This is a genomic window from Mycobacterium shigaense, from assembly GCF_002356315.1.
In the GTDB taxonomy this organism is placed as follows: Bacteria; Actinomycetota; Actinomycetes; order Mycobacteriales; family Mycobacteriaceae; genus Mycobacterium; species Mycobacterium shigaense.
The window spans coordinates 2,451,626-2,468,910 of the sequence record NZ_AP018164.1 but is presented as its reverse complement, the minus strand read 5'-3'; the positions used below and the strand labels follow the sequence as shown (position 1 = coordinate 2,468,910).

The 17,285-nt window shown below is 67.6% G+C and carries 15 protein-coding genes and 1 pseudogene; 8 read left to right on the top strand and 8 right to left on the bottom strand.

Translation table 11 applies throughout. The features are described 5' to 3' along the window. Window positions 1-16: 16 nt before the first annotated feature. The 4 genes from pheT to MSG_RS11475 form a co-directional block, all read right to left on the bottom strand. On the bottom strand, window positions 17-2,521 hold the full coding sequence (pheT, locus tag MSG_RS11490; protein ID WP_096439700.1) for a phenylalanine--tRNA ligase subunit beta: 2,505 nt from the start codon (window positions 2,519-2,521) through the stop codon (window positions 17-19). Then, on the bottom strand, window positions 2,521-3,564 hold the full coding sequence (gene pheS / locus MSG_RS11485) for a phenylalanine--tRNA ligase subunit alpha (protein ID WP_096444376.1): 1,044 nt from the start codon (window positions 3,562-3,564) through the stop codon (window positions 2,521-2,523). Before pheS ends, pheT begins: the two co-directional genes overlap by 1 nt. 136 nt (window positions 3,565-3,700) lie before the next feature. Beyond that, window positions 3,701-4,519, bottom strand: a complete 819-nt coding sequence (locus MSG_RS11480) for a rhomboid-like protein (protein WP_096439698.1) — start codon at window positions 4,517-4,519, stop codon at window positions 3,701-3,703. Between the two features lie 57 nt (window positions 4,520-4,576). After that, window positions 4,577-5,482 (bottom strand): adenylate/guanylate cyclase domain-containing protein, encoded by a 906-nt coding sequence (locus tag MSG_RS11475; protein WP_096439696.1) that lies wholly within the window; start codon window positions 5,480-5,482, stop codon window positions 4,577-4,579. A 199-nt stretch (window positions 5,483-5,681) separates the two neighbouring features. Here MSG_RS11475 and MSG_RS11470 point away from each other — a divergent pair. Beyond that, window positions 5,682-6,736: pseudogene (locus MSG_RS11470) on the top strand (oxygenase MpaB family protein). A 6-nt stretch (window positions 6,737-6,742) separates the two neighbouring features. On the opposite strand, the gene MSG_RS11465 reads toward MSG_RS11470, so the two are convergent. From MSG_RS11465 to infC, 4 genes are all read right to left on the bottom strand, one after another. Then, on the bottom strand, window positions 6,743-7,540 hold the full coding sequence (locus MSG_RS11465) for a TrmH family RNA methyltransferase (protein ID WP_096439694.1): 798 nt from the start codon (window positions 7,538-7,540) through the stop codon (window positions 6,743-6,745). Window positions 7,541-7,552: 12 nt separating this feature from the next. Further along, window positions 7,553-7,942, bottom strand: a complete 390-nt coding sequence (rplT, locus tag MSG_RS11460) for a 50S ribosomal protein L20 (protein ID WP_096439692.1) — start codon at window positions 7,940-7,942, stop codon at window positions 7,553-7,555. 74 nt (window positions 7,943-8,016) lie between these two features. Next, complete coding sequence (rpmI, locus tag MSG_RS11455; RefSeq protein WP_096439690.1) at window positions 8,017-8,211, bottom strand: 50S ribosomal protein L35; 195 nt, start codon at window positions 8,209-8,211, stop codon at window positions 8,017-8,019. Window positions 8,212-8,236: 25 nt separating this feature from the next. Continuing rightward, entirely contained in the window at window positions 8,237-8,845 is a 609-nt protein-coding gene (gene infC, locus MSG_RS11450; protein WP_096444374.1) for a translation initiation factor IF-3, read from the bottom strand. A 430-nt stretch (window positions 8,846-9,275) separates the two neighbouring features. On the opposite strand from infC, the gene lysX reads away from it, so the two are divergent. From lysX to MSG_RS11415, 7 genes are all read left to right on the top strand, one after another. After that, window positions 9,276-12,605, top strand: a complete 3,330-nt coding sequence (gene lysX / locus MSG_RS11445; protein WP_232011276.1) for a bifunctional lysylphosphatidylglycerol synthetase/lysine--tRNA ligase LysX — start codon at window positions 9,276-9,278, stop codon at window positions 12,603-12,605. A 100-nt stretch (window positions 12,606-12,705) separates the two neighbouring features. Further along, window positions 12,706-14,160 carry an alpha/beta hydrolase gene (locus MSG_RS11440; RefSeq protein ID WP_408632024.1) on the top strand — a complete coding sequence of 485 codons (1,455 nt, stop codon included), beginning with the start codon at window positions 12,706-12,708 and terminating at the stop codon, window positions 14,158-14,160. A gap of 13 nt (window positions 14,161-14,173) precedes the next feature. Then, on the top strand, window positions 14,174-14,407 hold the full coding sequence (locus tag MSG_RS11435) for a hypothetical protein (RefSeq protein WP_096439686.1): 234 nt from the start codon (window positions 14,174-14,176) through the stop codon (window positions 14,405-14,407). A 110-nt stretch (window positions 14,408-14,517) separates the two neighbouring features. After that, complete coding sequence (locus MSG_RS11430) at window positions 14,518-15,321, top strand: transglutaminase-like domain-containing protein (RefSeq protein WP_096439684.1); 804 nt, start codon at window positions 14,518-14,520, stop codon at window positions 15,319-15,321. Window positions 15,322-15,586: 265 nt separating this feature from the next. Then, window positions 15,587-15,790, top strand: a complete 204-nt coding sequence (locus MSG_RS11425) for a cold-shock protein (protein WP_096439682.1) — start codon at window positions 15,587-15,589, stop codon at window positions 15,788-15,790. A 142-nt stretch (window positions 15,791-15,932) separates the two neighbouring features. After that, window positions 15,933-16,808 (top strand): NYN domain-containing protein, encoded by an 876-nt coding sequence (locus MSG_RS11420; RefSeq protein WP_096444370.1) that lies wholly within the window; start codon window positions 15,933-15,935, stop codon window positions 16,806-16,808. Between the two features lie 131 nt (window positions 16,809-16,939). Then, a complete protein-coding gene (locus tag MSG_RS11415; RefSeq protein WP_096439680.1) occupies window positions 16,940-17,161 on the top strand; it encodes a hypothetical protein in 222 nt (73 codons plus the stop codon). Window positions 17,162-17,285 lie beyond the last annotated feature (124 nt).

Below are 17,285 nucleotides of genomic sequence, written 5' to 3'. Positions count from 1 at the left end.
CCGGCGCCCGAACACGCTAAGCGCGCAGCTCGGCGCCGACCGCCTCGGCGGCACGGCGCACGGCGGCATCGCGGGCCGCGCTGGCGTCGTCCTCGGTCAGCGTGCGATCGGGCGCCCGGAACCGCAGGGCGAAGGTGAGCGACTTGCGCCCTTCGCCGACCTGCGCGCCGGTGAAGACGTCGAACAGCTCGAGGTGCTCCAGCAATTCGCCAGCCCCGTCGCGGACGGCGTCGACCACCGCGGCGGCGGGCACCTCGGCCGACACCACCAGGCTGAGGTCTTGGAAGACGGCGGGGAACGGCGACACGCGCGGCGCCGGCAGCGCCTCGACGATCGGAATCGCGTCGAGGTTCAGTTCGATGGCGCAGGTGCCCTTCGGCAGGCCCGTGCGCTCGACGACGGCGGGGTGCAGCTGCCCGGCGTAGCCGACGGCGGTCTGGCCGACGAGCACCTCGGCGCACCGTCCCGGATGCCACGGCAGATACTGAGCCGCGCGCAGCGTGACTCCAAAACCGCCGGCACGGGCGATGACTCGCACCGTCTCGAACGCATCGGCGGCCTCGACCCGGCGGCCGGGGCCCCACGGCCCGCGCGGCTCGCGCAGCCCGGTCAGCACCGCGGCCACGTGCTGGGGTTGCCGCGGCAACGAGGCATCGAGGCCTGCGATCTCGGCATCCGTCGGCCGGCGATCCACCGGGATGAGCTCGAGCCGGCCGGTCTGCTGGGTCGGCTGCACCACTTGGGCGATGGCGAACAGCGCGACATCGACCAGTCCACGAGAGACGTTGCGCCCCAGGGATTCCAGCAGTCCGGGCAGCAGGGTGGTGGCCAGGGCCGGGCGGTCGGCCTCCAGGGGGTTGAGCACGTCGGCGGTGTTGCGTCGCGGATCGTCGACGGCCAGCCCCCACAGGTCGAACACACCCGCGGGCAAAAACGGTGTCGGCAGCACCTCGACATACCCAGCACCGGCCAGCGCCTTGCCGATCGCGCGCCGGCGCTTCTGTCCCGCAGTCAGCCCGCGGCCCGCGGGAGCTTGCGGCAGCACGGACGGGATGGCCTCCAACCCCTCCAGCCGCAGCACCTCCTCGACCAGATCGGCGGGCTGCAGCAGATCCGGACGCCAGCTGGGCGGCGTCACGGTCAGCAGTTCGCCGTCTTCGGTGACCGCGGCACCGATCTGGCGAAGCCGGCGCGCGGTCGCGCCCGGCGGGTATGCCACCCCGGCGACGCGGTCCGGCAGGTCTGCGGCGATCGAGATCGGCGGCCCGGCCCAATCGGCCGAGTCGCCCACTGGCGGGTCGCCGCGCCAATCGCTCAGGGTGGGTGCCGCGGTTCCCCCGGTGATGTCGGCAAGCAGCGCGGCACACCGGTCCAGGACGGCCACCGAAATGGCCGGATCCACGGCCCGCTCGTACCGGCGCGCCGCCTCGCTGGGCAGGTGCAGCCGCCGCTGGGTGCGCGATACGCCGGCCGGATCCCACACCGCGGCCTCGAGCAGCACGTCGGTGGAATCGTCGCGCACCTCGGTGCTGGCCGCGCCCATCACGCCGCCGATCGCGGCCGTCGCCGCCTCGTCGACGATCAGAACGTCACCCGGATCCAGTTTGCGGTCAACGTCATCCAGAGTGCGGACGGTCTCGCCGGGCCGGGCGAAGCGCACCGTGAGGGCGCCGGTGATGCGATTGCGGTCGTGGGCATGCATCGGGTGCCCCAGCTCGAGCATCACGTAGTTCGTCACGTCCACGGCCGGTGAGGTCGCCCGGATGCCCGACAACAGCAGGCGGCGCTGCAGCCACCAGGGCGAGACCGCGGCGGGATCGATGCCGGTGACGGGACGCAACGCGAACCGGCGCACGCCGGTCTCGGGCTGCACGGTCAGCGGCCAGGCCTCGCCCTCGGCTGGCAACGGGGCGATCACCGCGTCGGAGGCCGGGTCGACGAAGTCCAGCTCGTAGGCGCAGGCGATTTCTCGGGCCAACCCGCGCACCGACATGCAGTAGCCGCGGTCGGGGGTGATGGCCAGGTGCAGCACGACGTCGTCCAGACCCAGCACCGCGGCGCCGTCGGCGCCCGGCTCCGCGGTGCCCGCGGGCAGCACCAGGATTCCAGGCTGCTCGACACCCATGCCGAGTTCGGCCGTCGAGCAGATCATTCCGTCGGAGACCCGCCCGTAGGTCTTGCGAGTCGCGATGGCGAAGCCGCCGGGGAGCGTCGTGCCGGGCAGGGCGACCACGACAAGATCACCGACCGCGAAATTGGTTGCCCCGCAAACGATCTCGCGTGGCTTTTGCTCACCGACATCGACCAGGCAGGCGCGGATCGGTTTCTTGAAGTCCGTGAGCTCCTCGATGCCGCTCACCCGGCCCACGGTCAGCGGACCCTCCACCGGGCCGAGGGTGGCGATCTCCTCGACCTCGTGGCCGATGCGCACCAGGGCCTGCTCGAGTTCGCCTGCGGTGGCGTTCCAGTCCGGGGCACCGGCGGTAACGACCTCGCGCAGCCAGCTGTACGGGATGCGCATCAGGTACCCACCCCGAACGGCAACGAGAACCGGACGTCGCCCTCGACCATGTCGCGCATGTCGGGAATCCCGTTGCGGAACTGCAGGGTGCGTTCCAGACCCATCCCGAAGGCGAAGCCAGAATATTCTTGCGCGTCAATCCCGGCCGCCCGCAAGACGTTCGGGTGCACCATGCCGCAGCCGCCCCATTCCACCCAACCGGCGCCGCCCTTCTTGCCGACGAACCAGACGTCGACCTCGGCGGACGGCTCGGTGAACGGGAAGAAGTGCGGCCGGATCCGGGTGCGCGCCTCGGGCCCGAACTCGGCGCGCGCGAACGCGTCGAGCGTGCCGCGCAGATGCGCCATCGACAATCCGCGATCCACCGCCAGGCCCTCGACCTGATGGAAGACGGGCGTATGGGTGGCGTCGAGTTCGTCGGTGCGGAACGTGCGGCCGATCGACACGATGTAGACGGGCAACTCGCGGTCGAGCAGGGTGCGTACCTGCACCGGCGAGGTGTGGGTACGCAGCAGCTGCCGGGAATTCTCCGGGGCGATATAGAAGGTGTCCTGCTCGCTGCGCGCGGGATGATCCGGCGGGAAGTTCAGGGCGTCGAAGTTGAACTGCTCGGTTTCGACTTCCGGCCCCTCCGCCAGTTCCCATCCCATCGCGATGAAGGTGTCGGCGACGTGCTCGGCCAGGATCGTGATCGGGTGCCGGGCGCCGGTCGGTTGCCGAGTCGACGGCAGCGTCACGTCGATGCCCTCGGCGACGAGCACGGCCGCGTCCCGCTCGGCACGCAGCGTCGCCAGGCGTTCGTCGTAGCGTTGTTGGGCCTCGACCCGAGCGGCGTTGACGCGCTTGCCGGCGTCGGCGCGATCCTCTTTGGGCAGGCCGGCCAGCGCCTGTCGAGCCAGCGCCAACGGCGAACGGTCACCGAGGTATTCGGTCTTGATGCGCGCCAGCGTGTCGAGGTCGTCGGCGCGGGCAATGGCCTGGCGGGCAGCGTTGACTGCGTCGGCTAAGGCTTGCGGCGACAGATCGACGGGTTGATCACCCACGCGGCGGCACACTCCTTGCTGAGGTTCGGGCTGCCCGCAGCGACGGTGAGCGGGCAGCCGCGCGGCACGGGTCGAGTGCCGATCATAAGCGATTCGATGCGAGCGGCTCGGCGGGAGTAAGCCGAGCGGCGGTGGCTTAACCAGCCAGGACCGGCTGCGGAGTGGTCAACGCCCCGCCGTCGGCAGCCGGGGTCGGCAGCGCCCGGCGCCTACCCCTGAACTGGGCGGTCTTGTACGCCACAAACGCACCCAGGACACCGAATGCCGGTGCGGCGGCCATCGTTCCCCAGTGGTGCGCCAGCATGAGGAATCCGAAGCCCGACGATGCGACCAGCATCACCGACAGCACCGGTGTCCAGTGGATGGGCTGCCTGAAACGGGCCGACACCAGCACGCCCAGTATCACCGCCACGGTGTGCCCCGCGTCGGTGAAATCGGCCCCGATGATCGCCGACGACACGCCGGCCGCGATCCAGAATCCGATCCACGCCGGGCGCCAGCGGGCAGGAATCGCCGCCGTCATCGCCCCGAGCACGGCCAGTGCGCCATAGCTCATCCCCACATCGCTGGCGTGGGCAATCGACAGCGGCAGCCAGCCGAGTTCGATCGACGTGGCCAGCGCGCCCGCCACCACCAGCGTGGCGCCGATGTGGCCGACCAAGAACGCGACCACCAGCCGAATGGTGCGCAGGTGCAGTTCCGCGAGCGCGAGCAGGCAGGTGAGGAACGGGAGCCAGAAGTAGAGCGGACCGGCGTCGACGACCAGCGCGCTGCCCAGCAGCGTGCCGAGGTGTCCGTGGGACAGGTTGTGCAGGTTGGTGCTGGCGCGCGCAACGAGCACGTCATGCCAGTGCGGGCCGAGCACCAGGACAGCGCAGCTGACCCCAAGTAGCACTGCGACGTACCCCACAGTGAATTGGACCCGGGCGAGCCGGGAAAGCAGTCCCCCAAACATTGAATCCATTATGACCGCTAAATTGTTTCGACGTTGTAATGGGGAACTGTCAACTGGCTAAGAGTATTCCAGACGGTAGATCGCCAGGTCCGCGGGGATGCCGGCCACCTTCGCCGAAAACATCGGTTTGCGTGCGCGTTTAGCGACGACACCGAGCGCGTCCAGTTCGCTTTGCGGGATCAGGTCGAGAGTTTGGCCTGAGATCATCACCCCACCCTTGGCCGCCCGTTCCATGACGCGAGCGGCGATGTTGACGTCCACGCCGAGCCAGTCCGCGGCCAGCCGCTGCGGTCGGCCGGTATGCACACCCACCCGCATGCGGGGCTGGTAGCCGCCCACCTCGACCGCTTTCAGTTCGTCCTTGGCGGCCAGCACGGCCTGCACGGCGACGGTCGGATTGCGGAAGACCGCCATGATCCCGTCCCCCATCCGCTTGACGATGTGGCCGCCGGCATCCAGCAACGGCGGTTCGACGGCCCGCGCCGCCCGCCGCAGCAGGGTGAGGGCTGCGTCGTCGCCGGCCTGCAACGACCAGGTGGAAAATCCGACCAGATCCGTGAACACCAGCGTCACTTCGGGGTTAGCCGGCCGCCGCGCAACGGCCTCGCTCAGCGCCTGCCACACCTGCAGCACGGTCAGGCTGACCTCGCGTGATGCGGCGTCGCGGTCTCCCAGCAAACGGTCGGCGGCCCGCGCGGCGGCCCGCGGTCCGCCGTCACCCGCGGTGGACAGCGGGTCGCCGAACTCGGGATCGCCGGGCAACAGGCGCCGTGCGCGGCGGATGAACGCCACCACGCCCGGGCTGCGATTGGTGGACCGCAACCACAGGGCTGCGCTGTGGAGCGACGCCGCGGGGCGCCGGCCCGCGACGGAGGTCGAGGCGGGAGACCTCGCCGCCGTCACCGCGCCGGGGTCGGTTCGCAAGGGCGCCCCCGGCTCCGAATCGCGAGGCCCCAGTTCCACGTCGCAAGCCTAGGTAGATCCGGTTGAGCCCGGCAACGACCGTCCCACCTCTGTGTTGCATCTCGCAACGAACGCCCCGATCACGCGGTCGGCACACCGATGTGGAATCTCGGTAACAGGGTGCGACTTCGTCGGCGAATCCGTGGACAACGCGCGTTGTCAAAGTCTATCGTGAGCCCAGTAGTAGGAGGGGGTCGTGATGACTGCCACATCGAGTCCGTCGGCCGAACCACTCGGGCCAGATTCCCTGACCTGGAAGTACTTTGGCGATCTGCGCACCGGAATGATGGGCGTGTGGATCGGCGCGATCCAGAACATGTATCCCGAACTCGGCGCGGGGGTCGAGGAGCATTCGATCCTGCTGCGCGAACCGCTGCAACGGGTGGCCCGGTCGGTCTACCCGATCATGGGCGTGGTCTACGACGGCGATCGGGCGGCCCAGACCGGACAACAGATCAAGCACTACCACGACACCATCAAGGGCGTTGATCCCAGGGGCCGCCGCTATCACGCGCTAATCCCGAGACCTTCTACTGGGCGCACGCCACGTTCTTCATGCTCGTCATCAAGGTGGCCGAATACTTCTGCGGCGGCCTGACCGATGCCGAGAAGCGCCAACTATTCGACGAACACGTGCAGTGGTACCGGATGTACGGGATGAGCATGCGGCCGGTACCCGGCAGCTGGGAAGAATTCCAGGAGTACTGGGACCGAGTCTGCCGGGAGCGGCTGGAGGTCAACCAGGCGACCCTGGACATCTTCGCCATGCGCATTCCCAAGCCGAAATTCGTCCTGATGCCGACGCCGATCTGGGACCAGATCTTCAAGCCACTGGTCGCGGGTCAGCGCTGGATCGCGGCCGGCCTGTTCGAGCCCGCGGTCCGGGAAAAGACCGGCATGCGCTGGACGCCCGGCGACGAGATCCTGTTGCGGCTGTTCGGCAAGGCCGTCGAGGTGGCGTTCCTGGCGGTGCCCGACGAGATCCGGCTGCACCCACGGGCGCTGGCCGCCTACCGCCGGGCGGAAGGACGCGCGCCGAAGAACGCGCCGCTGGTCGAGGCCCCGGCGTTCATGGCCCCGCCGCGGGACCGGCGCGGGCTGCCGATGCACTACGTCCCGCCCCGGTCCCGAACCGCTCTGCGTTCTCCGCTGGAACCGGCGAAAACGCTGTTCGAGCGGGCGGGATCGTTGGTGCATGGCACGCTCTCGATCGCCGGCCTGCGGCCCCCGCGCAGCCGCGGCCGCGCCGCGTGAATCCGCTCAGCGCGGCGTGAACCCGCCCAGCGCCCGAGCGCTCTGGTAGAGACAGATCGCCGCGGCCGCGGCCACATTCAGGCTTTCGGCGCCGCCGGCCATCGGGACACACACCCGGTGGTCCGCCTGCTTGACGAGTTCGATTGGCAGACCGTGCGATTCGGGCCCGAAGAGCCACGCGGTCGGTTTCGTCAGCAGCTCGTCGGCCTCGTCGAGGCGCGTCTCGCCGTCCACCGTGGTGGCCAGCGTCTGTAGCCCCTCCTCGCGCAGCGCGGCCAGCACCGCGGGCGCGTCGGGTTCGGTCACCACCGGAACCGTGAAGATGCTGCCGGTCGACGCGCGCAGGCACTTGCCGTTGTACGGATCGACACTGTGCCCGGCGAGAATCACCGCCGCGGCGCCCATCGCGTCGGCAATGCGGATCAGCGTGCCCGCATTGCCGGGCTCGCCGATCTCGACGGCGACCGCGACCAGCCGCGGCGAGCCGGCCAGCGCATCCGCCAGCCGGGTCGCCGCCATGTCACACACGGCCACCAGTCCCGACGGAGTAACGGTGTCGGACAATGCTTTTGCCGCGCGCTCGGTCACCAGGTGGACCGAACCCCGCACGTCCAGCGGCGCCAGCAACGTCGCGTGCCGCTGCGCGGCCGCCTCGGTGACGAACACTTCGCGGACCAGCCCGCGCGCCGAGGCCGCCTCGACCAGATTGGGGCCCTCGGCCAGAAACCGGCCCGCCCGGCGCCGGGCGACATGGCGATGCAATTTGGCCGCCGCGACCACCCGGGCCGAGCGTTCGGTCAGCACCGAAGACCCGGGCTAGGCGGCTTCCCCGGAAGGAGCGTTGAGGTCCTTGGGCAGCGCCGCGCGCGCGACGTCGACCAGCGCGGCGAACGCGGCCGGATCGGTGACCGCGATGTCGGCGAGGTTTTTGCGGTCGACATCGACACCGGCGGCCTTCAGGCCCTGGATCAGCCGGTTGTAGGTGATGTCGTTGGCGCGTGCGGCCGCATTGATCCGCGAGATCCACAACTTACGGAACTCGCCCTTGCGGGCACGCCGGTCGCGGTACGCGTAGGCAAGCGAATGTAGTTGCTGCTCTTTGGCTTTGCGGTAAAGCCTGGATCGCTGGCCGCGATAACCCTTCGAGGCCTCAAGGACGCTGCGCCTCTTCTTCTGGGCGTTGACTGCCCGCTTCACGCGTGCCATGGGTGTTCCTACTCTCGTTCAGACGTAATGGTTGGGGCGGGGCGAACGGTTGTGCGGCACCCGCGCTTCCGGGATCAGCCGTTCAGCAGCGCGTTGATGCGCTTGGTGTCGTTGGCTGCCACCACGGTGCGGCCGTCCAGCCGCCGGGTTCGCTTGCTGGGCTTGTGCTCGAGCAGATGCCGCCGATTGGCTTTCTGGCGGACGATCTTTCCGGTACCGGTGCGCCGGAACCGCTTGGTGGCCCCGCTGTGGGTCTTGGCCTTTGGCATGTTTCCTCTAGTTCTGCTGTGTTGATCAGTTCGGTGAAGGAGCGGCGTCGCCGGTCGCATCGGAATCGTGTTCCGGCGCCGACCCCGCTTCCTGGGGGTGCTGCGCCCTGGCGCGCGTCTTCGCGCCGCGATGCGGTGCCAGCACCATCGTCATGTTGCGGCCGTCCTGCTTGGCCGAGGTTTCGACGAAGCCGTACTCGGCGACGTCGGCGCCCAGCCGCTGCAACAGCCGATAGCCCAGCTCGGGCCGCGACTGCTCACGTCCGCGGAACATGATGGTGACCTTTACCTTCGATCCCGCCTCCAAGAAGCGGACCACGTGTCCCTTTTTGGTCTCGTAGTCGTGATCGTCGATCTTGGGCCGCAGCTTCTGCTCCTTGACGACGGTCTGCTGTTGGTTCCGGCGAGATTCGCGCGCCTTTTGCGCCGCCTCGTATTTGTACTTGCCGTAGTCCATGATCTTGCAGACCGGAGGCCTGGCGTTCGGGGCAACTTCGACAAGGTCGAGATCGGCGTCTGCGGCGACGCGCAAGGCGTCTTCGATGCGCACAATGCCTACCTGCTCCCCTCCCGGCCCTATCAATCGGACTTCAGGTACGCGGATGCGCTCGTTGACGCGGGTCTCAGTGCTGATGGGGCCTCCCTTGATGGTCTTCCGGTCCTGACCAGCACCGGCGGTCGCCGGGATCAGCAGCAGAGGCACCACACCATCAGCAAAAAAGCCCTGCATAGCAGGGCCCAATGCCGACCGATCGCGGCGCAAGCCGCCCGCGTCGTACGCGGAACAGACACCTGAAATGCCTGTGACCGGACCGCTGAGCCGTGCGGGCTAGCGGTGGGAGTGGGACTCCACTTAACTGTCCCCGACTTTCGCCGGGATGGTCGCGACGACCAGTTTAGCAGCCGCGGGCCGTCTTCCTGCACTTCAGCTGGCGACCGGCCCGAGCGCAGCCGTCTGGCCTGCGAGAGCGGGCCGCGGGGACACCCGCACAATTTGTCTCCGTGACTCTTGCGCTTCGTCAGGCATTTCACGGGTTGAAGGAATATCCTCGCGGTCTGTGACAATCGCTAAGCCGCGCTCGGCACCACGCTCGGGGGGCCGGTCGAACTCCCGGTATCGCTGGGTACCGGTGGCGGCCGGCTGGACCGTCGGCGTCATCGCGACACTGTCGTTGCTGGGCAGCGTGTCACCCCTGATTCGGTGGCTGATCAAGGTCCCGCGAGAGTTTGTCAATAATTACCTGTTCAACTTTCCCGACACCAGCATCGCGTGGTCGTTCGTCCTGGGCCTGCTGGCCGCAGCGCTGACCGCCCGCAAACGCATCGCTTGGTGGATATTGCTCGGCAACATGGTGCTGGCGGCGTTCTTGAACGCCGCCGATATCGCGGCGGGCGACAACACCCCGGCCGAGACCTTCGGCGAAAACCTCGGGTTCGCCGTGCACATCGGCGCGATCGTCCTGTTGGTGCTGAGCTACCGGGAGTTCTGGGCCAAGGTGCGCCGGGCCGCTCTAGTCAAGGCGGCCGCGGTGTTGGTGGCCGGGGACCTGATTGGCATCGCGCTGTCCTGGAGCCTGGTTGAGCTGTTCCCCGGCTCGCTGGCCCGGCAGGACCGCCTCGGCTACGTGGCCAACCGGGTGGTCGGGTTCGCGCTCGCCGATCCGAGCCTGTTCACCGGCAAGCCACACGTCCTGCTCAACGCGATCTTCGGGCTGTTCGGTGCGCTTGCCCTGATCGCGGCGACAATCGTGCTGTTCCAGTCCCAGCGCGCCGACAACGCGCTGACCGGTGAGGACGAGTCGGCCATCCGCGGGCTGCTCGAGCTGTGGGGCAAGAACGATTCGCTGGGTTATTTCGCCACCCGTCGCGACAAGTCGGTGGTGTTCGCCCACAGTGGACGCGCCGCCATCACCTTCCGGGTCGAGGTCGGCGTCTGCCTGGCCAGCGGCGACCCGGTCGGTGACCCCAGGGCGTGGCCGCAAGCCATCGACGAGTGGTTGGCGTTGTGCAAGACCTACGGCTGGGCACCCGGCGTGATGGGCGCCAGTTCGCAAGGCGCCCAAGCCTTTCGCGAGAGGGGACTCAACGCCCTGGAGCTGGGCGACGAGGCTATTCTGCGGACCTCCGATTTCCGGCTCTCCGGGTCCGACATGCGTGGGGTGCGTCAAGCCGTGACCCGGGCGCGCCGAGCCGGCCTGACGGTGCGTATCCGCCGGCACCGCGACATCTCGACCGACGAGATGGCCGAGACCATTTCACGCGCCAACGCCTGGCGCGACACCCACTCCGAGCGCGGGTTCTCCATGGCGCTCGGCCGGCTCGGCGACCCGGCCGACGGGGATTGCCTGCTGGTCGAGGCCCTCGATCGGGACGAGCACGTCGTCGCGATGCTCTCGCTGGTGCCCTGGGGCAGCACCGGCGTCTCACTGGACCTGATGCGCCGCTCACCGCAGTCTCCCAACGGCACCAACGAATTCATGGTCAGCGAGCTTGCCCTGAACGCGGAACGCATTGGCATCAGCCGTATTTCGCTGAACTTCGCGATGTTCCGGTCGGCGTTCGAGCAGGGCGCTCAACTCGGTGCGGGCCCGATCGCCCGGCTGTGGCGCGGATTCCTGTTGTTCTTCTCCCGCTGGTGGCAGCTCGAGACGCTGTACCGCTCGAACATGAAGTACCAACCCGAGTGGGTGCCCCGCTACGCCTGCTACGAGGACGCGCGGCTGATTCCTCGGGTGGGCGTCGCCTCGGCGATGGCCGAGGGCTTTCTCATCCTGCCGTTCAGCCGGCGCGACAAGGAGCACACCGGCCATCACTCGGCCGTGCCGGAACGCCTGGCGGAATCCGGGCTGCTGCATTCCGACGGCAGCACGCCGGACGTCAGCGGTTTGCGGCAGGCTGGCGACGCCACCGAGGAAGAGATGAAGTCCCGCCTGCCCGAACAGGTGCGGGTGCGGATGACCAAGCTCAAGACGCTGCAGCGCACCGGCGTTGACGCCTACCCGGTGGGCTCCCCGCCGAGTCACACCGTCGCCCAGGCGATGGACGCCGACGATCAGGACACCGTATCGGTGGCCGGCCGAATCCTGCGGATCCGCGATTTCGGCGGCGTGCTCTTCGCCCAGTTGCGGGATTGGTCCGGTGAAGTGCAAGTGCTGCTGGACAATTCACGCATCGAGCGCGGCCGCACCGCGGATTTCCATGCGGCGATCGATCTCGGCGACCTCATCGAGGTGACCGGGAACATGGGCTTCAGCAAGAACGGGACCCGCTCGCTGGTGGTGCGCGACTGGCGCATGATCGGCAAGTGCCTGCGGCCGTTGCCGAACAAGTGGAAGGGACTGACCGACCCCGAAGCACGGCTGCGCAGCCGCTACGTCGACCTCGCGGTGAACAACGAGTCGCGTCAGCTGATGGCGGCCCGCAGCAGCGTGTTGCGTTCGGTGCGCGAAACGCTGTTCGCGAAGGGATTCATCGAAGTCGAGACCCCGATCCTGCAGCAGATCCACGGCGGAGCCGCGGCCCGGCCGTTCGTCACCCACATCAATGCCTACAACATGGACCTGTTCTTGCGGATCGCGCCGGAGCTCTACCTTAAACGGCTGTGCGTCGGCGGAGTCGAGCGCGTTTTCGAACTGGGCAGGGCCTTCCGCAACGAGGGCGTCGATTTCAGCCACAACCCCGAGTTCACCCTGCTGGAGGCCTACCAGGCGCACGCCGACTACACGGTGTGGATCGACGGCTGCCGCGAGCTGATCCAGAACGCCGCCGAAGCCGCCAACGGCACGCAGACGGTACTGCGCCCACACGCCGCCGGCGCCGATGCCGGACTGGAACCGGTCGACATCTCGGGTATCTGGCCGGTCAAGACCGTGCACGACGCGGTATCCGAGGCGCTGGGCGAGCACATCGACACCGGCACATCGCTGGCCGCGCTGCGAAGACTGTGCGACCGCGTGCGCATCCCCTATCGGGACCACTGGGACGCCGGTGCGGTGGTACTCGAACTGTACGAGCACCTCGTCGAGGGCCAGACCGATCACCCGACGTTCTACATCGACTTCCCGACGTCGGTGTCGCCGCTGACCCGGCCGCACCGCAGCCGGCCCGGCGTCGCCGAGAGGTGGGACCTGGTGGCCTGGGGCGTCGAGCTGGGCACCGCCTATAGCGAACTCACCGATCCGGTGGAACAGCGGCGCCGCCTGCAGGAGCAGTCGCTGCTGGCCGCCGGCGGCGATCCCGAGGCCATGGAGCTCGACGAGGACTTCCTGCAAGCCATGGAATACGCGATGCCCCCGACCGGCGGGCTCGGCATGGGCGTCGATCGCGTCGTGATGCTCATTACCGGCCGCAGCATCCGCGAGACACTGCCATTTCCGCTGGCCAAGCCCCATTAGCCTCGGCAGCATAAGGGCTGGCGACTCACCGAGTCGACATCGGCCGAATATGTTCCCGTTTTATTAAAAAGCGATCACAATGATTCCCGTGACGGCCTCGATGGATGCCCTGGCGCGCTCGGTTGCGAGCAGTCACGTCTCGCTGATGCACGGCTGGGTTCCCATCACCGTCCAGGTGTTGGCCGGGGTGGTGCTGGCCTTGGCGATCGGCTGGCGCTCGCCGCGCTGGCGGGTGATCCGGCTGCCCCTGTCCGCCGTCGTCGGCGGTTGCGTGGCCTACGCCGCGCGCTGGTACGTCGTCGACCGCGGCCTGTCCGAGGAACCCGCGCCGTGGCCGTTGTGGCTCTGGATTGCGTTGGCCGGCACGGCCGCCACGGTGTTGCTGCTCGGCTGGCGCAGCGCGCGGCGATGGCGGCGCGCGACGGCGGTGGTCGCGGTGCCGCTGTGTCTGCTCAGCGCCGCATTGGTGCTCAACCTGTGGGTCGGCTATTTCCCGACGGTGCAGTCCGCATGGAATCAGCTCACCTCCGGTCCGCTGCCCGACCAGACCGACCCTGCGACGGTGACCGCGATGGCCGCCAAGGGCGCCCGGCCGGCACACGGCAGCGTCGTCCCGGTCGTAATCCCCTCGGACGCATCGCATTTCAAGCACCGAGGCGAGTTGGTCTACCTGCCACCCGCCTGGTTCGCCAGTAGCCCGCCCCCGGCACTGCCGGCCGTCATGATGATCGGCGGTCAGTTCAACACGCCCGCGGACTGGACCCGCGCCGGCGAGGCGATCAAGACGATCGACGCCTTCGCGGCCGCGCACGACGGCAATGCCCCGGTGCTGGTGTTCGTCGACTCCGGCGGGGCGTTCAATAACGACACGGAATGCGTCAATGGGAGCCGCGGGAATGCCGCCGACCATCTGACCAAAGACGTTGTTCCTTTTATGCGTTCGGCCTTCGGCATCAGCCCCGACCGGGCGCACTGGGGCGTTGCCGGTTGGTCGATGGGCGGTACCTGCGCGGTGGACCTGACCGTCATGCATCCAGACGAATTCAGCGCATTTCTCGACGTGGCCGGCGATTACTTTCCGAACGCGGGCACCAAGTCGCAGACCATCACCCGATTGTTCGGCGGAAACGCCGACGCCTGGGCGACATTCGACCCGAGTACGGTGATCGCCCGGCACGGCAACTACAGCAACGTCGCCGGCTGGTTCGCGATCTCGTCGGACGCGGCGCAACACCGCGAGTTCGCGATCACCGATGCCGGGTCGATGCGGTTGGCCGGGCGCGAGGCGGCGGCCAACCCGAGCAACCAGACCGCGGCCGCCTATTCGCTGTGCGCGCTGGGCCGGACCAACGGCATCGACTGCACGGTGGTCCCCCAGCCCGGCAAGCACGATTGGCCGTTCGCCGACCGGGTGTTCGAGGCGGCCCTGCCATGGCTGGCTGGGCAGCTGGGCACGCCGGGTATTGCCCGGATTCCATTGCCCAACAGGCCCGCTCCCCCGGCAGCTGGCACGACGGTGTTGACGGCGCAGCATCCCAGCACCGGCCCGCGGTAACCGAGCAGACGACATGCCCGACGAACCCGAAGCCACCGACCCCGGATACGACGCCGCGGGCGTGCCGACATTTGAGTCCGTCCGCGAAAAGATCGAGACGCGATACGGCAGCGCCCTGGGCGCCGCAGAACTGGCCGCCGAAACCCCACCGGGACGCACCGTCGAGGAGGAGTACGAGCAGCGCCACCGCGCCGCGGCCGAGCGGCTGTCGCAGATTCGCGACTCGATGCGCAGCGACGAGACTTAAATCACCGGCGTGCCCCAATTCTCCTCTGCCAGAGACAGTTACCGCGCCGGTGGCTCCGAGCCGGATTTTCACGCCTGGCAACTCGGGAACAGCTGGCGCACTATTGCGGTATGAGACGAGAAGTTAGCGCCGAACTCGAAGTCGAAATAACCACCGCCTCGACGCTGGAATTTCAGATTGCGGTGGCACCGCATCCCGGCACCGAGGTCTTCGAATCGCTGCGCTGGGTCTTGGACGGGCAGCCGGTCCAACCGGTGGAGATCAGCGGAGCACACGGCAACCGGATCCATAAGCTCGACGCGGAAGCGGGCACGCTGAAAGTCGACTACGCAGCGACAATCGTGGGTCGGACCGACCCGGCCCCGGTGACCGACTTCGACCAGTCGATGTACCTGCGGCCCAGCCGCTACGCCGAGGCCGACAAGTTCTACGGTTTCGCCGCAACGGAGTTCGGCAATGACCGCGATTCGGCGACGCTGCTCGAACACGTCAGCTCGTGGGTCGGTACCAGGCTGGACTATGTGCCGGGGTCCAGCGATCCGATTGACGGCGCAGTGGACACGCTGCTGGCAGGCAGGGGCGTGTGCCGCGACTTCGCGCATCTGGTGGTGGCCCTGCTGCGCGCGGTCCACGTTCCGGCCCGCTTGGTGTCCGTGTACGCGCCCGGCCTCTCACCGATGGACTTCCACGCGGTCGCGGAGGCATTCGTCGAGGGGCAATGGCGGGTTGTCGATGCGACCCTGTTGGCGCCGCGGGAGAGCCTGGTCCGCATCGCCACCGGTCGCGACGCCTCCGACACCGCCTTCCTCGACAATCATCGAGGCGCCATCACGCTGAACAAGATGACGGTAACCGCCACCGTTGACGGCGATTTGCCGCACGATTCGGTGAACCAATTGGCTTATATTCGGTGAAGCCAGTCGTCACCCAAATATTCGGCGCCGCAAGGTATTTCCGAAATTTGACGATGTGCCGGAGCGCACGGGTCGAGGTTCACGGCCTCGCCCGTCGGGCAATCGTGCTCAAATAGGTTTTCCGACAACGCTTCTGGATGGCTGGGTAGCCAACAGCGGCAGACCCGACGGTCGACGTCATCGCCGGGAACCTTTTTGGCGCGGTATGTGTTAGCGTTGGGAACGGATGTTCTGATTACATCCATTTGAAAAGAGAGAAGTAAGTATGACGCAGGGAACTGTGAAGTGGTTTAACTCCGAGAAGGGTTTCGGATTTATCGCCCCGGACGGCGGCGAGAAGGATGTGTTCGTCCACCATTCCGAGATCCAGAGCAGCGGTTTTCGCAGCCTCGAGGAGAACCAACGAGTCCAGTTCGAGATCACCCAGGGGGCCAAGGGCCCTCAGGCGGTCGGCGTAACCGCTATCTAGCGATTGCCGCACGAACACATCCCGGGGCCGGGCAATGCATCGGCTCCGGGATCTTCGGATGTCCGCTTGAGGGCATGGACTTCGTGACGCACCATTACCGGATGGTTGCTTTCGTCGAAGGCCGGCCGGGCAAGTGGGCGCGATGACCGACTCGGGCACGTCGCGCGTTGCCGTCTACCTTGACTTCGACAACATCGTGATCTCCCGCTACGACCAGGTGCATGGCCGCGGCTCGTTCCAGAAGGACAAGGCAAAGGGACTGGCCAAGGAGCGGCTGCAGTCGGCGACGGTCGACGTAGGCGCCATCATCGACTTTGCCTCATCATTCGGCACACTCGTGCTCACCCGCGCTTACGCCGACTGGTCCGCCGATGTCAACGCCGCTTACCACGGCCAACTCGTCGGCCGGGCGGTGGATCTCGTTCAGTTGTTCCCGGCCGCGGCCTACGGCAAGAACGGCGCCGACATTCGCCTGGCCGTCGACGCGGTCGAAGACATGTTTCGCCTGCCCGATCTGACGCATGTGGTGATAGTCGGGGGCGACTCCGACTACATCGCGTTGGCTCAGCGGTGCAAACGGCTGGGCCGCTACGTTGTGGGCATCGGCGTCGCCGGCGCCAGCAGCCGTTCGCTGGCCGCAGCTTGCGATGAGTTTGTCACCTACGATGCGCTACCCGGAATACCCACTGGCACAGCGGAACCCGTCGAACCGAAGACGAAGGGTCGCCGTCCGAGCAGCCCGGAGCCCGACGATGAGCCGCCGCCGGCCGACCTGCAGGGCGCCGCGACCGGGCTACTCGAGCGCGCGCTGCGTATCGGCCAGGAGAAGGAGGACGCCGAGTGGCTCCACAATTCGGCCGTCAAAGCCCAGATGAAACGAATGGACCCGTCGTTCAGCGAGAAGGCACTGGGCTTCAAATCGTTCAGCGACTTCCTTCGGTCTCGCAGCGACCTCGTCGACCTCGATGAGACCAGCACAACGCGCCTGGTGCGGCTGCACAGCGAGCCTGTCGCCTAGCCCGCCGATCGCGACGGTCTCGGCGCCGAAAGGCGGTGATTGACCGGCGCCGTCCAGCGGAGAATCCTCAGAGGCAATCGGGGAGTCTCCCCGTATCTTCGGTCGGCCCGCCAAGACCCACGGGGAGTGTCATGAGTTCCGAGCACGCAACAGAGCAGGTGCCACTTTCCGAGATCCGGGAGGGTGACATGCTGCAGAATCCAAACTCGGGCGACTGGCTCAAAGTCACGCACACCTACTCGGATGCGGGAAGTAAATCAGTCGATGCCCATCGCATCTACTACGGCGACGGGGGCGAAGAGATCGACTCACGACAGGTCACGGATCTCGTCAATCGCCAGGTGCGCGAGTAATCGCAGTTGAATACTGCTGCGGTGTAAGCGTTTTCAATGTTTGCAGCGACCGTCCCGAGCGCGAATCGCGCTCACCAATCCGCGTCGCCTGAAGGCGTCGGCCGCAACCGGTAGGTGCGATCTT

Excerpts from the sequence above, each read along its gene's own strand:
- MSG_RS11415 (WP_096439680.1), top strand. The coding sequence starts at position 16,940 with ATGAGTTCCGAGCACGCAACAGAGCAGGTGCCACTTTCCGAGATCCGG.
- MSG_RS11425 (WP_096439682.1), top strand. The coding sequence starts at position 15,587 with ATGACGCAGGGAACTGTGAAGTGGTTTAACTCCGAGAAGGGTTTCGGA.
- MSG_RS11440 (WP_408632024.1), top strand. The coding sequence starts at position 12,706 with ATGGATGCCCTGGCGCGCTCGGTTGCGAGCAGTCACGTCTCGCTGATG.
- MSG_RS11430 (WP_096439684.1), top strand. The coding sequence starts at position 14,518 with ATGAGACGAGAAGTTAGCGCCGAACTCGAAGTCGAAATAACCACCGCC.
- pheT (WP_096439700.1), bottom strand. The coding sequence starts at position 2,521 with ATGCGCATCCCGTACAGCTGGCTGCGCGAGGTCGTTACCGCCGGTGCC.
- MSG_RS11480 (WP_096439698.1), bottom strand. The coding sequence starts at position 4,519 with ATGTTTGGGGGACTGCTTTCCCGGCTCGCCCGGGTCCAATTCACTGTG.
- MSG_RS11420 (WP_096444370.1), top strand. The coding sequence starts at position 15,933 with ATGACCGACTCGGGCACGTCGCGCGTTGCCGTCTACCTTGACTTCGAC.
- rpmI (WP_096439690.1), bottom strand. The coding sequence starts at position 8,211 with ATGCCAAAGGCCAAGACCCACAGCGGGGCCACCAAGCGGTTCCGGCGC.
- MSG_RS11435 (WP_096439686.1), top strand. The coding sequence starts at position 14,174 with ATGCCCGACGAACCCGAAGCCACCGACCCCGGATACGACGCCGCGGGC.
- rplT (WP_096439692.1), bottom strand. The coding sequence starts at position 7,942 with ATGGCACGCGTGAAGCGGGCAGTCAACGCCCAGAAGAAGAGGCGCAGC.